13 protein-coding genes are annotated in these 13,880 nt (G+C 32.3%); 4 read left to right on the top strand and 9 right to left on the bottom strand.

Annotated features, from left to right (window positions below; genetic code table 11):
* Positions 1-19: 19 nt before the first annotated feature.
* From AST99_RS05655 to AST99_RS05625, 7 genes are all read right to left on the bottom strand, one after another.
* Positions 20-880, bottom strand: a complete 861-nt coding sequence (locus AST99_RS05655) for a tetratricopeptide repeat protein (RefSeq protein WP_057780063.1) — start codon at positions 878-880, stop codon at positions 20-22.
* A gap of 300 nt (positions 881-1,180) precedes the next feature.
* Positions 1,181-2,272 (bottom strand): tyrosine-protein phosphatase, encoded by a 1,092-nt coding sequence (locus AST99_RS05650; protein ID WP_057780061.1) that lies wholly within the window; start codon positions 2,270-2,272, stop codon positions 1,181-1,183.
* 11 nt (positions 2,273-2,283) lie between these two features.
* The gene (locus tag AST99_RS05645; RefSeq protein WP_057780059.1) at positions 2,284-5,217 is read right to left on the bottom strand and encodes a TonB-dependent receptor; all 2,934 of its coding nucleotides are present in this window, start codon (positions 5,215-5,217) and stop codon (positions 2,284-2,286) included.
* A gap of 180 nt (positions 5,218-5,397) precedes the next feature.
* Positions 5,398-6,480, bottom strand: coding sequence for a helix-turn-helix domain-containing protein (locus AST99_RS05640; RefSeq protein WP_057780057.1), 1,083 nt, complete (start codon positions 6,478-6,480; stop codon positions 5,398-5,400).
* Between the two features lie 105 nt (positions 6,481-6,585).
* The gene (locus AST99_RS05635) at positions 6,586-7,362 is read right to left on the bottom strand and encodes a hypothetical protein (protein WP_057780055.1); all 777 of its coding nucleotides are present in this window, start codon (positions 7,360-7,362) and stop codon (positions 6,586-6,588) included.
* A gap of 19 nt (positions 7,363-7,381) precedes the next feature.
* Complete coding sequence (locus tag AST99_RS05630; protein WP_057780053.1) at positions 7,382-7,930, bottom strand: hypothetical protein; 549 nt, start codon at positions 7,928-7,930, stop codon at positions 7,382-7,384.
* Between the two features lie 70 nt (positions 7,931-8,000).
* The gene (locus AST99_RS05625) at positions 8,001-8,618 is read right to left on the bottom strand and encodes a toxin-antitoxin system YwqK family antitoxin (RefSeq protein ID WP_057780051.1); all 618 of its coding nucleotides are present in this window, start codon (positions 8,616-8,618) and stop codon (positions 8,001-8,003) included.
* Positions 8,619-8,855: 237 nt separating this feature from the next.
* On the opposite strand from AST99_RS05625, the gene AST99_RS18550 reads away from it, so the two are divergent.
* Genes AST99_RS18550 through AST99_RS05605 form a run of 4 tightly spaced genes read left to right on the top strand, consistent with a single transcriptional unit; the run spans position 8,856 to position 10,365 of the window.
* Complete coding sequence (locus tag AST99_RS18550; RefSeq protein ID WP_057780049.1) at positions 8,856-9,020, top strand: Lacal_2735 family protein; 165 nt, start codon at positions 8,856-8,858, stop codon at positions 9,018-9,020.
* Positions 9,021-9,032: 12 nt separating this feature from the next.
* Entirely contained in the window at positions 9,033-9,434 is a 402-nt protein-coding gene (locus AST99_RS05615; protein WP_057780047.1) for a DUF2452 domain-containing protein, read from the top strand.
* Between the two features lie 7 nt (positions 9,435-9,441).
* Positions 9,442-9,732, top strand: coding sequence for a TIGR03643 family protein (locus AST99_RS05610; protein ID WP_057780045.1), 291 nt, complete (start codon positions 9,442-9,444; stop codon positions 9,730-9,732).
* Between the two features lie 6 nt (positions 9,733-9,738).
* Entirely contained in the window at positions 9,739-10,365 is a 627-nt protein-coding gene (locus AST99_RS05605; RefSeq protein ID WP_057780043.1) for a flavin reductase family protein, read from the top strand.
* A 115-nt stretch (positions 10,366-10,480) separates the two neighbouring features.
* On the opposite strand, the gene AST99_RS05600 is transcribed toward AST99_RS05605, so the two are convergent.
* Positions 10,481-12,106, bottom strand: coding sequence for a metallophosphoesterase (locus AST99_RS05600; RefSeq protein ID WP_057780041.1), 1,626 nt, complete (start codon positions 12,104-12,106; stop codon positions 10,481-10,483).
* A 234-nt stretch (positions 12,107-12,340) separates the two neighbouring features.
* The gene (locus AST99_RS05595) at positions 12,341-13,867 is read right to left on the bottom strand and encodes a RagB/SusD family nutrient uptake outer membrane protein (RefSeq protein WP_198151413.1); all 1,527 of its coding nucleotides are present in this window, start codon (positions 13,865-13,867) and stop codon (positions 12,341-12,343) included.
* Positions 13,868-13,880: the final 13 nt, after the last annotated feature.

Here is a 13,880-nt window from a genome sequence, read left to right as displayed (position 1 = left end):
CTTTTTCTAATTATAAGTTCTACGTGTTAAGGGAATTTTCTAATTTTTGTATTTGTGCTTTTAATTCTATAATTGAATTCATGTTCTTAAATTTTGTGTCTAATTGTTCAATAGATATGGTGGCTAATTTTAAAGCGATATTGGCCGCTTTAGGTTTATTAATTTTAACCAAATACAATGCTTTCTTGTAATACCAGAATTCTTTTCTCTTATACTGAAGAATGAAATAATCGTATTGTTTTATAACCTCATCGTGCCGATTGGAAGCGATTAAATAATCTAATTTTTTAAGTTGAAGTGATAAGGTGTTTTCTCCCAGAGCAGTTAAACCAGACGCTAGTGCATTTAAAGCGGCTTTGTAGTTTTTAGAGTCTTCTGCTAGAATGATGTCGCAATACTCTAAAACATCTTCAGGACGAATATCTACCATGGTATTCATGACGTATTGATAAGATTTTAAAGCCGCTTTATAATTTTTTAATTCATAATAAATCTGAGCTTCTAATTTCTTAGCTTTTACATCTTTATCATCAATTTCTAAATACGATTTAATTTCGATTAAGGCTGTCTGATAGTCTGTAGTTAAATAATTTAACTCGGCCATTCTATACCTAAGGACTTTATTTGTGTATCCTAAGTCTTTAGATTTTGAATAATCGTTATAGGCTTTAACGTATTCTACATGTTGCTGATAGAGTAAACCTCTCTCAAAATACAGTTCTGGATTGTTTGGGTGTTCTAAAATTTCTTGTGTCTTTTTTTCTATACGTATAGATAAATCGCCATGAGAAAAAGCGGTAATTGTTAAAAGTGAAAAGCTTAGTGTTAATAGTACATTTTTAATACTAGAGCGTAGGTTTTTTGGTAAAAGACAAATCATTTAATATATACTTTAAAAGCGTGTTGTTTTGTGGTTGTTTTATTGGTGATGATGGCTCACAAAACAACTTTCTTTTACAAATATGTACCCAAAATATAGGTTTCCCCTATGTCTTATTTTCATGATAAAGGTTTGTTAACCTTGCTAACACTCAATTAACATTAATCCGTATAATAACCGAGATAAGGAAACATTAGAGAACATTTACAACCCCAACTATTACTTAATTTATCACATAAAAAAACCTCTTTAAAATTTTAACTTTAAAGAGGTTTATAAAAAATAAACAGTTATAAAAATCTAGTGCAAGAACTTTGCTCTTAGATTAGCTTTTGCAGTAGAATCTACTCCAATTTCTAATAAATAATTATCGAAACTCCCATACTGTTTGTCAATCTCGTCAAATCCTTTTTTAAGCCATTCTGGTCTTACACTCATCATGGGTCTTAAAATACGCTGATCTAAACCATAAAATTTAGCAGCTTTTTCTACGGTCTCTTCATTATATTCGTATCTGTAATAATTAGATAATGTATATTCATCTATAATTGTATTTTTATCTACACCAAGCGCTCTTAAAATAAACGCAGATGAAAATCCTGTTCTATCCTTTCCAGCAGTACAATGAAATAATAAAGGTGTTCTATCTCCTTCTTGACTCAGGAGTTCGGCAAAAAGCGCTTTAAAATTCGTTTTACTATTTATAAATTTCACAGACAATTCTTCCATTAATTTTCCCCCATCAAATGTTTCTGGATCTGCATTTCTTATGGTATCCATCATTTTGTTCATATCGGCTTTATTTCCCAAATCTCCTATTGGCAGATGTTTCCATTTTACTCCTGTCGGGTACATATCTGGCTTATCTTCTATTTCTTCATCGGTTCTTAAATCTAAAATAGTTTTTATATTAAGACTTTCCATATAAGCTAAATCTGCATCTGTAAGTTCAGAAAGTTCTCCAGAACGAAATAACATACCCCATTTTGTATGCTTGCCATTAACTGTTTTTATACCTCCTATATCTCTAAAATTTACGGTGTTTTCAAAATCTATTTCACGCTCTGAAAGGAACAACGTATCCTGATCTTTAACTGCTGCAAAAAACAATCGGTTATTAGGTGTGTTATTTTTTACCTGTATGATTTTTTGTTCTTCAGATAATATTTGAGAATCCTTCCAGTTTATATTTTTAGTATCTGTTCCTGTATACACAGTCCAGTTTCCGGAATCTTTTAAAGTCAGTTCGTAATCGTTAGTCGCTAAACGATCTACGTAAATAATTTCATTTAAAGTATATGGTGGTGCTATTGATTTTTCGTAATCTGCACAAGAAGTAGCGCATGCTATGCCTATTAACAGCATAACTTTGTTATATATATTTATTTGCATTGTAAACGGTTTTAAAATAAGTTGTAGTTAAGTCCAATAATTCCTCGTAAAGAATAATATTCGGTTTGTTCTGGACGTTCCGCAGTTCCTTGATAGTATCTAAGCGGTTCGTTAGTTAAGTTATTAAGCTCTAAGTACACTTTTAACTTTGGCGTAATCGCATAAGATGTAGATAAATCCATAGTAAAGTTCTTATCGTACCATCTGTAATTTTCTGGATTCCCTTGTACTACGGCTAAAGATTCTCCTTTGTAGTTTCCTGCCAATCTAAAGTTAAATCCACCTCTTTCGTAAAATAATGCAGCGTTAAAGATATGTTGTGATTGGTTCGGAATTTTTTCTGTTGTGATTGTTTCAGTTACATCTCCAGTGGTTTCATTAACATCATAAGATGGCACATCCATTTCAGAATCTGCAAAGGTATAGTTTCCTTCAATACCTAAACCACTCAAGATCCCTGGTAAGAATGTTAATCGTTTATTAAAACCAACTTCAAAACCAGCTAACCAACCTTTTTCTGAGTTATTTGGCTCGGTAACTTGATATAAAGTGCCATCTATAGTTTCGTAACTTCTAGCAGAATAAATAACATTTTCTAATGATTTATAAAACACCCCTCCGGTGATTAATCCGACATTATCAAAGAAATACTCTCCCATAAAATCGAAGTTGTTTGAGTAAGTTGGTTCTAATCCGATATTTCCACGAGATATTGTATTTGGATTAGAAATTACACTTACTGTTTCTGTTGGATTTAAGTCTGAAAAATTTGCACGAGCGAAAGACCTAGTATACGCTAATTTTAAATTTAAATTATCTAACGGTGTATATTTTAAATGTACCATAGGTAGTAAAGACCCAAAATCGTTAGTGTTCTCTACTTCACTTATTACTTGTCCGTCTGCATCTGTAGTTACTGCATATCCTGAATATTTAAGCGATGTATGTTCGTAACGTACACCTGCAATCATTTTAACCTTTTCACTCAGATTTACATCACCCATGATATAAGCAGCAGCAACATCTTCATTACCGGTATAGAATGCACCAACAGATGACGGATTCTCTTTATCGAAATTAATATGATAATATAATGGGTTGTCTAAATTCTCTTCTGTAAACAGTTTGGGTAGTTCGTTTTTATTTAAAGGTGTATCAATTAACACATTATCGTATGGACTATCTATTTCTGTTAAATACCCACCATTATATGAATAATTTGTAGTTTCATAATCGGTCATATTTACTGGGACACCATAACTACCTCCTAAATACAAGTAATAGCTGTATGGAGAACCACGCTCTAATTTCATGGCTTTATATTTACCACCAGCTTTAATTTTTACTTTATCTGTAGGCTCATAAGTAAAATCTAATTGGGCAGTATAATCTGTTTCTTTACTATATTGTTTAAACGCGATTTGATTGTCTAATTGTAATTGATCTGCACCTACAGTACTTGTCATATACGGTTGTATGTTATCATAATGATCACCATTGTAACCCTCAGGCGAATCAATATCTAAAAACTTATAACCATCGCTAGTTAAGTTATTATAAGAAACAGGTGTTGAAAAAGTTGCCATATAATACGCTGCTTCTCCATTCCCTTTTGAATTTGGAACATTTCTATTTCCCATCTCTGCATCGTAAAGGGACGCTTTCCAATCTATTCCTAATTTTCCACTTGCAAATCTGTGGTCTCCTCCTATTTCTGAACCATATAAAGTAATACCTGTAATACCATGTCTAACTCTTAAAGACATTTCTTCGTCTGCAAATCCAAACGTTTGTTCTACTGCAGATTCATCATCTTGAAAATCGGTGTATAATCCTCTAAAATAAATTTTAGTATCAGCGTTTGGCTTATATTCAAAACCAGCATTTAATCCAGCTGTAGTACGTGTTCCTAAATAATCTCTAAGCTGCAAGTTATTAATCGCGAAATTATCATCGTAAACCACTTCATAATTATCTGTTCCCCAGTTTCTATTCCAATACGTACCCGAAATCATAAATCCGATTTTACCATCTGCAACACGATCTCCATAGACTACAGAAACGTTTTGGATTGGTTTTTCTGCTTGAAAATTTGCGCCATACCCTAAGTTTACACTTAAAGTTTTCTTGCTTGGTGCTGTTCTAGTAATAAAGTTTACAGACCCGCCAATGGCATCACCTTCCATATCTGGTGTAATGGCCTTAGACAACTCTACAAATTCAATCATTTCTGAAGGAAACACATCTAATGGTGCAGATCGTGTTCCAGTAGAATTATCTGATGTACCTTCTGTACTTGGCATTCTGCTGCCATTCATTAATGTGGAGTTCCACGCTATCGGAGTCCCTCTCACAATAACATAACGTCCTTCTCCGTGATCTCTTTCTATAGAAACACCAGGCATTCTTTGTACTGCCTCTGCGGCATTACGATCTGGTAGTTTCCCAATAGCATCAGACGCCATAACTTCCATAATGGCTAACGATTGCTTTTTAATGTTTAATGCTTTTTGTTGCGACGATCTGTACCCACTATTTAAAACCACTTCGTCTAAAGTCTCTGATCCGACAGACAAAATAACGGTACCTACATTTACTTGTGTTTTTTCAGGAACATTAATACCCATTTCTTTAGTTTCGTATCCCAAATAAGAAATCACTAAAACATGTTGTCCTGGCTTTACATTAACTAAGTTAAAATGACCATCTAAATTAGAAGTAGTTCCGTTATCGGAACCTTTAAGCATAATATTAGCTCCTGGTAGCGGACCTAAATCGTCTGAAATTGTTCCAATAATTTCAGAAGTTTCTCCATTTGTGGGTTTAGTAATATACTTTTCTGAGACGTCTACAGCAGGTCCCGAAGTTTGAGCAAGCATATGTTTACCACTTAAAACTAGAAATAAAAGTCCTATACATTTAAAAAATTGAAATGTTGTTTTCATTATTGTTAGATTAATTTTCGGCAAATATGCGAGCTGCATTTAAAAAATAGGTTTAGGGTACCTGAGACGGACATTTAAGACGTACTACTCGTGTGAGATACACAAAAAATAAAATCAAACAACTGATTTACATATACTTGACAGATGTTAACAAATAAAACCATTAAGTTTAATAAAATGTTAAGCGCTTAAATCTTGACTTTTTTTGAACTCACTTGGGGTTAATCCTGTGATTTTTTTGAAGTAATTGTTGAAGGTTGACTTAGAATTAAAGCCACATTTATAGGCGATATCGACTAAAGGATCATTTAAATGTTCTGGAATTTTCTCTATCACTTCTTCCACCCTAAATCCATTTATAAATTGATAAAAATTCTTATTGAAACGGGTATTTAAAAGTTGAGTGAGATGATGTTTAGGAATACCACATTTTAAAGACAGTGTTTGTAGAGTTAATTCGGGATCTAGATAGGGCTTTTTGGTTTTAAAATACGATTCTATTTTATCTTGATAGTCATCTAAATCGGTATCACTTAAATTAGAACTAGTATATTTTTTTTCTTTAGAGCTTGTATTGTTAGTATCATTAGCTTCAACCAGCTCCATATATCCTTTAGTTCTAAACTTATATATTACTATAGAAATCACCATTAATAAAATAAACACGTACACAAATCTTATCGGAATTTGTAGATGTAATGGTTCTGAAATTGCTAGTATTAAAAATAAGCATAGAGGCATTATTACTAATAAAGAGTTTAAAACATTTAAGAGTTTAAACTTTAAAGGATCTACCTGCGCTTTATGCTTATTAAGTTTCAGTAAATTAAAAATAGGATAAACAAAAATAGATAGACCTTCTAAATACATTAATTTATCATAGTATGGTAAGATTAACTTGCTTTGTAAAGGAAAAGATTGCAACTGAATTAATAAGACCGCATAAACACATGTCATAATTATAAAAGGTAAAAAATGAACAAAAGCAAACTTCATTCTTTCCTTTTTGAGCGCATAAAATGTCAACAAATACAAGCTCGGACCATATATTAAGCTAAAACTTGTTGGTAAGTTAAATAGAGTTGAGTTTTCATTGAATTTGAGCAGAAATAAAAACTTAATAGACAAATGCACTAACATGATTAGAAGAAGCATGATCAGCATATTCTCAAACACTTTTTTCTCTTTTTTACTACGTGTTATAAGCACAAGAAATAAAGCAAAAAGTGTTTGAAACACAATTATGCTAATTAGATATCCCATTCTTTCTGTTTATTTGCAAAAATATTCACAAACTCTAGGGATAATTTATTAAGTAAGTTAATTGTATTTTAACATATTGTAAAATAAAAACAACTATTTAAATAACTACAACTTATTGTAAGTCTTTTCATCTATAACAATATTTAAATATTTAGACTTTAAGTTATCTATAAATGCTAATATTTCTACTTCAACATCTTTAGTAATCTCTTTTTTTTGTAGGGTTTTATTTTCAAGATTATCCTTCAGAGTCAGTGTGTTTTGTTGTATACCATAATCCATTTGTGAAACTTGGGTTGTCATGTCGTAATAATAATTATGATATACCAGCACTTTATCGGTGTCTGCCGTTAACTGTACACTCTCATAGACTAATGGAGTTTCATCATGTACTTCACCTTCATAATACTGTCTTTCAGGTTTCTTAAGCGCTAAGGCTATAACTTTGGTTTTAGCCATTTTTAAAGTTATAGACACACTATCTTGTTCTGCTGTAAATTTTGGAAGCGGAAATACTTCTTCTCCAATTTTCACTATTAAATCTTCTGCATCTCCATTGTAAGGTCGACCATATTCTAAGGTAAATTCAGATGGTGTCGTTTCATGTTTAGAACCATAAACATAAAATGCATGGTTTAAATTTTCATCTGTTTTTAAATGAAGCTTTTGATTTTCTATCGTATATGTACCGTATAATTTTAAATCGGCATTACCAAAACTCGCATAGTAGAAGAAGGTTTTATTTTCTAATAAATAAAGGCCAGATGCCATTTCAAAAGCCGATAAATTATAGAATCCTGCAGCATCTTTGTACGACTGCTGAGCGGCAACTGTATTGGTACATACTGTAAATATTAATACAGACATAATTAGTAATTTCATAATGTGTTTTTAGAAGGTTTTAAGCCAGCACTTTCTTTTTAAATGAATTTTTGAGCTTTCTCATCCGAACCGAAGATTTGTTCGGATTGGTTTTTAAATATTTAATAGGAATATCCAAACCAATAGTTAATTGATCGTAAAACTCTTTATTCTCCACGATTGAAAAAGCAGAAAAATGTTTGTAATTATACTCAAAAGTATATTCTATTAAATATGTTACTTCTTCAACCTTTTTTTTAGTTTCATCATCTATATACGAGTGGTCTTCAATTTCTTTTTTAGTAATAACTGCCGTTGTAAATGCACCATACTTTTTAATAACTTCTTTTTCGTAATAATGCATTACACTAGAAGGAATGGTGTAAACAATAGTAAATAATGCCATACCTGTAACAAAAATACCAAAAGCCACCATTAAAAGCACTCCTGCTCGATAAGAAAACCAAATCATTGCAATACCTAAAAACAAGAAGAAACATAGTAGTATTAAGATGCCTCCATTTTTCTTGATGGCAATCTTTATAAATTTAATTTTCTCTGAAAAAGGTATTTTTAATTTGTTAGTCATCTGTATATTAAAAAGTTAAATCTAAACATTTATTTTGAAAAATTAATCGAAATCTTTCATTCTAAACAGGTTAACCTTCTCTCTCTCGTTTTTCTGTTTCTATTAAAATACCATCTACATTGTAAGACTTAATTATAGTCTGAGTGTTTGTGTAAGTATATAATTGATACTTAGCTAAATCACCATTTTCATCAAAATAATTCACTTTGTAAAAATCTGGGCTTTCACCTTTATAAAAGGCTTGTGTAACTAATATTCCGTTTTCTCTATACGTTTTAATTTCAAGAGGTTTGCCGTTATCAAAATGCCCTTGTACACCCAAATTTCCGTTCGGATAATACTCGGTTTGTAGACCATCACAAACGGTATTGCAAAACATACTACACCATTTTTTAGCTAAAAATTCGTTTTTATTATCGAAAGCAAATAAAAGTTTAGGAATGCGTATTGTATCTCCCACAGCTGGTGTAGATGCTACAAAATGCCCTATTAAATCGCCACGCTTAACAAACACTGTAATTAAGGTATAATTCATCTTTGGAAAGGCTTCAAGTTCATATTCTGGGATAATCACAGATTCAGAACAGCTGTCGTAAAACACAAAATCTTGAGAATAATTTTCATCAGATTGTGCAAAACATGCGAACTGTAAAGCCAACAGGCATATTAAACTAAATACTATTTTCATAAAGTAATTAAATTGCAAATTAAGTGTAAAAGTATGTCTAATTTTTTTCAATATACTAAAATAGATAACGTCTCATAAGCTACATTAATTTACGTGTAGTGGTACTATTTATAGCCCAAATCAGAAAATATATAACGCAATCCGTTCATCTATATTTTTCATATTATAAAGCTCTTAAACATTCTGTATCTTTATATAAATTAAAAATCTTAATTTTTTAACCTTAAATAAAGATAGATGTTCGGATTATTTAAAAAGAAATCAGAAAAAGAAAAATTGCAAGCGCAATACGAAAAGCTTTTAAAAGAAGCGCATAGTTTGTCTACCACAAACAGAAAACTTAGTGACGACAAAGTTTTTGAAGCCGATGAAATTATGAAAAAAATTGAAAAATTGAATTAACAGTGTATAAATATGGGTGAAGACAAAAAACCTGATAATGTCGTTTTTAATACTGAAACACAGCAATACGATGCCTCGATAAAACCGTATGCGAGTTCTGTTGGAGCGCCTGTAATTACAACTACAGATAATATTCCGTGGAAAAACAGAAGTATTAATAAAGTTAATCATAAAGTAAAATCGAAATATTTAGAATTAAAAGCTGAATATGAAACGATGATGCAACAGTTTGAATACAACAAGCTTATTTTTGATGCTAAATTTACTTTTGAACCTATTCTTGGTGAAACATATCATCTATACAAAAGAGAGAATGGAGAGACATTCTTGTCTATTATTGCGCCAGAACAATGCCAATTTAATGCCCTTGGTAGCTTTTATTTAAACGCCGATCAAATCTGGGAAAAAATCTAAATTACACATGTCTACAACAACACAAAACTTTACAGAAAGAGAACTAGACCGCATTATAGAAATGGCCTGGGAAGACCGTACTCCTTTTGAAGCCATTCTATTTCAGTTTAATTTAACCGAAAAAGATGTGATAACAGTAATGCGTAGTCAATTAAAAACATCTAGTTTTAAACGTTGGCGTAAACGCGTAAATAGCGGTGTAAGTCAGAAACATTTAAAAAAACGCAATCCGGATATTACACGATTTAAATGTTCTAGACAAAAAGCCATTTCAGGAAATAGAATAAGCAAACGATAATCTATAATGATTTACACTAAAGACGATATTAAACAATTAGATCGTGTAACACGATTAAAAATTATAAACGCCGTTACCGGTATAAAACCTGCTAATCTAATTGGAACCATAAATAATGAAGGACAGACTAACCTAGCCATTTTTAGCTCTGTGGTTCATTTAGGAAGTGATCCTGCTCTAATCGGTTTTATAGCCAGGCCACAGACAGAAGATGTAGGACATACCATTCGCAATATTCAGGATACTACATATTATACTATTAACCATATACATCCGGAATTTATTAAAAATGCACATTATACATCTGCTAAATTTGAATCTGAAATTTCTGAATTTGAACGTTGTAAGCTTACGGCTGAATATATAGATGATTTTAAAGCTCCTTTTGTAGAAGAAAGTCATTTTAAAATCGGACTTCGTTTTAAAGAAGCCATAGATATTAAAGTTAACGGCACTACTTTAATTATCGGAGAAATAGAGCATCTTAGCATTCCTGACCAAGCTCTTGTAAATGGTGATATCGATTTAGAAAAAACTAATAGTGTTGGTATTTCTGGATTAAACAGCTACTATACACTGCAAAAAACACAGAGCCACCCGTATGTGAGAATACAAGAAGTTCCTGAATTTTAAGATATACTTTACAAGAACATTTGTGTAGAAGTTATAAATTAAAAAACCTCAACACTATACTTTAAAAGTACGGTATCGAGGTTTACGTAAAACTAAAAATCAAACAAACTCTATATTATTCTATTTCAACCGATTTATAATGGATGGTTTCACTGGTTTTAATTTCTACAACATATATACCAGTATCCAAATCGCTCACATCTATAATGCCTTTGCGACTCTTTTTTACGCGTTTACCTAGCGTATTAAATATCTTGATATTTTTTAGGCGTTCATCTGCATTGACTTCAATTGAAATTTTACCATTTACAGGAACTAATTCTGTTTCTACATGAGACGATTGATTTTTTTCAAGTGAAATTCCTGATTTATTAATACTGAAATGATCATCAATTTCGCCGTTTTCTCTAATAAACTTTATGATAAGATTTTGTCCGCCTTTACCATCTGCTTCAATTTCCATAACACAAGAGCCGAGTTCATTTAAAGACACAAACATGGCTTGGTGATTTAAATCGCCTCCCGATATTTGTCCTGCAGAACCTGTGGTAATATACACTGCACCTTCTGGAGTGTCTTTACTTTTTTGATATACACCATTACCTTCTGCTTGTCCATCTCCGTGACCGGTTGGACCAACAGTATGTCCGCCTTTACTCATATCTTCAGGATTAAAAGTGTTAGAAAATCCGTGGTGACCATTTAAAAAATAAGATCGCTCGTAGGAATGACTATGTCCATTTAAAATAAGATCTACACCATTTGCTTCTAACATAGGCATAAAGTTTGTTCTCATATCTATTAGTCGATCTTCAGAATCGGAATCATGAGATCCTTTAGAATACGCGGGATGATGAAATAAAGTTACAATCCAGTCTTGCTTTGTATTCTGAATATCTGTGAGTGCCCAATTATACATTGGTGCACCAATTTCTCTATTTGAATGATGAGAATCTAAGATGATAAAGTGAATATTTGCATAATCGAAAGCATAATACGCTTCTGTTCCAGATGCAGTACCTCCAGATTCTCCTTGTGTTGGAAACGTAAAAATATCGTAATACGGTCCAGATTGAGAATCGGAATCAGCTGAATATCCATCATGATTTCCTAAACACGACCAAGCCACAGACTTTTGAAACATCTGCTGGTAGACATCGAAAAACGCCTCTTGATATTCGGCATCAGTTCCAGTATTGTAGGCATTATCGCCTAAGAACAACATCATATCTGTTTTACCCGTTTCTACTGAATCTGTAGCAACATAATTATAATAGGCATCTCTTACCTCTCTCTGGTAAGCATTCGCCGTTCCAGGATCTCCTAGAATCCATGCGCGCACAAATTGGTCTGTTCCTGCAGTTGGAGCCGTAATTACATACATATCGCCAGACTGGCTTTGAGACAACACATTTGTAGCTGTTCCAATATTATAATAATACTTTGTGTTCGGCGTTAAACCTATTAAAACCACTTCGTGATCTGTGTTTAACATATCACTAGAAGCTAGATTTGTTAAAGTGTTCAAGGCGGTTCCGTAATGAACAACAGATGTTGTAGGAACATTGGTTCTCCATTTTACAATAACACTTGTAGGTGTACCACGCTGTAAATAAGGGCCACGTTCTACGATTGTTGCCGTAGATGCCTTTGAAACGTTAACAGTTTCCGAATCTAATGATTGAGAAAAGGAATATACTGTAAATAGCATTACTAGTAAAAAGGTGCTTTTTTTTATCATAATTTCTGTTGAATGAAAATTATATATTTAGGATCTAAATGAAACTTGGCTTTAATAATAAGTATCAAAAATTCGTTTTTCCCCTATCTAAATTCAGAATGGTAAAGTTTTGATAACATTGCTAACATTAAGTTAACCTACCCGACCTTATTATATTTACCATTTAAATCTTTAAAATAATTGCACGTATGTATTTAATATAATACGTGCAATTTTACACTTAAACATTACCGCTTAAAATGATGGGTTTTGAATTAAATAATCATTTTTCAACATTTCTACTTCTGGTATCTGATGTAGTATACGGTTAGACGTATATGGTATTTCGCTAGGTCCAGACCACCCTTGCCAAGACATATAACTTCTATCCATAGTCCCTTTATTTCTAAAAACATCATGTGTACGGTGTCCTTCGTGTGCAAATTCTAAACGTTCTTCATCCAAAACAATATCTAAAACCGTATCATACCCCTGAAGATTGCTTGTACTGAATAACTGATCGCCGCTTAATCCTGCACGTGATCTAATTACATTTACCATATCCAAAGCCAATTCATCTTGACCATTTTTAGCGTATGCTTCAGCTTTTATCAGATACATTTCTGCCAATCTAAAATAGATAGGAGACGTTAGCATCGGAACATCATCTTGATAAGTTAATTTCAAAGTCCAATATTGAGGTACACTAGAACTTTCTACAATTTTATACCCATAGTAATCATTATCTGGATCTACAATTTTGTTGCCATCTGTATCCAATTCATATTGTGGATCTATAAAGTTTATTCTCAAATCATTTGGATTCTTAAATAGCAAATCCATATAAGAAGAAGACACCATAATCTGACCATATCCGCCATCTCCATGCATCATTCCTCCTATCATATATCTTCCCACGTTATCGGTTTCTAATCTTTTAACAGCAAAAATAGTTTCAGAAACAGATTCTGGAGCATAACGATTATATTGTACATACGTGGCTTGGTCAAGTAATTGATACCTGCCTGAATTTAATACAAGGTCTGCATATTCAATAGCTTTATCGTTATCTTCCATAAATAAATACAATCTTGCTAATGCAGCATATGCCACTTCTTTAGACACATAAATATTGCTTTTACTCTCTGCCAACAAGCTTACAGCTTCTAATAAATCTTGTTCAATGAACTCGTAAGTTTCCTTTACTGATGCTCTAGATAATCCTTCATTTTCTGTAGAAGTACTTGTTAATGGCACACCTAAATTAGTTTCTGGACTGTCATGAGAATATGGACGTCCGTAAACACGCACCAAATCGAAATAAAACATGGCACGAAGAAAGATATTTTCTCCTTTTAACTGATCTCTTTGCTCCATCTCTTCTGAGCTTAAATCGACTAAAGCGTCTAAACCTTCATTAACGACATTTATAGAGTAAATGGCACGGTAAGAATACTGCCAAAAATCTTGAGAACGTTCTGACGCTGAAGTTGGCTGATAAGTTAAAGAGTATGAAAAATGATTTCCACTCCATTGGTTCAGAATAACATCATCGCTCATATACTCGGTGACATCGTAACGTGTTCTGTCGTAACCATATTTCCCTTCTGCTAAACTTAAAAAAGCATAATTACCAATAACAGCATTTTCAAGCAAGTCTAATGATGCCGTAACTTGTTCTGTTGTAATTTGACTAATTGGTTCAAACTCTATTGCGTCTTCAGCACATGCTCCTAAACACAATGCAAACATGCTGATTATAAATATTTTAATAATTTTCATGATGTTTATTTTT

This window comes from Formosa algae (assembly GCF_001439665.1).
GTDB classification, from domain to species: domain Bacteria; phylum Bacteroidota; class Bacteroidia; order Flavobacteriales; family Flavobacteriaceae; genus Formosa; species Formosa algae.
The sequence above is the reverse complement of the archived record's forward strand: the minus strand, read 5'-3'. Positions and strand labels throughout refer to the sequence as shown.

Excerpts from the sequence above, each read along its gene's own strand:
- AST99_RS05655 (WP_057780063.1), bottom strand. The coding sequence starts at position 880 with ATGATTTGTCTTTTACCAAAAAACCTACGCTCTAGTATTAAAAATGTA.
- AST99_RS05650 (WP_057780061.1), bottom strand. The coding sequence starts at position 2,272 with ATGCAAATAAATATATATAACAAAGTTATGCTGTTAATAGGCATAGCA.
- AST99_RS05645 (WP_057780059.1), bottom strand. The coding sequence starts at position 5,217 with ATGAAAACAACATTTCAATTTTTTAAATGTATAGGACTTTTATTTCTA.
- AST99_RS05640 (WP_057780057.1), bottom strand. The coding sequence starts at position 6,480 with ATGGGATATCTAATTAGCATAATTGTGTTTCAAACACTTTTTGCTTTA.
- AST99_RS05635 (WP_057780055.1), bottom strand. The coding sequence starts at position 7,362 with ATGAAATTACTAATTATGTCTGTATTAATATTTACAGTATGTACCAAT.
- AST99_RS05630 (WP_057780053.1), bottom strand. The coding sequence starts at position 7,930 with ATGACTAACAAATTAAAAATACCTTTTTCAGAGAAAATTAAATTTATA.
- AST99_RS05625 (WP_057780051.1), bottom strand. The coding sequence starts at position 8,618 with ATGAAAATAGTATTTAGTTTAATATGCCTGTTGGCTTTACAGTTCGCA.
- AST99_RS18550 (WP_057780049.1), top strand. The coding sequence starts at position 8,856 with ATGTTCGGATTATTTAAAAAGAAATCAGAAAAAGAAAAATTGCAAGCG.
- AST99_RS05615 (WP_057780047.1), top strand. The coding sequence starts at position 9,033 with ATGGGTGAAGACAAAAAACCTGATAATGTCGTTTTTAATACTGAAACA.
- AST99_RS05610 (WP_057780045.1), top strand. The coding sequence starts at position 9,442 with ATGTCTACAACAACACAAAACTTTACAGAAAGAGAACTAGACCGCATT.
- AST99_RS05605 (WP_057780043.1), top strand. The coding sequence starts at position 9,739 with ATGATTTACACTAAAGACGATATTAAACAATTAGATCGTGTAACACGA.
- AST99_RS05600 (WP_057780041.1), bottom strand. The coding sequence starts at position 12,106 with ATGATAAAAAAAAGCACCTTTTTACTAGTAATGCTATTTACAGTATAT.
- AST99_RS05595 (WP_198151413.1), bottom strand. The coding sequence starts at position 13,867 with ATGAAAATTATTAAAATATTTATAATCAGCATGTTTGCATTGTGTTTA.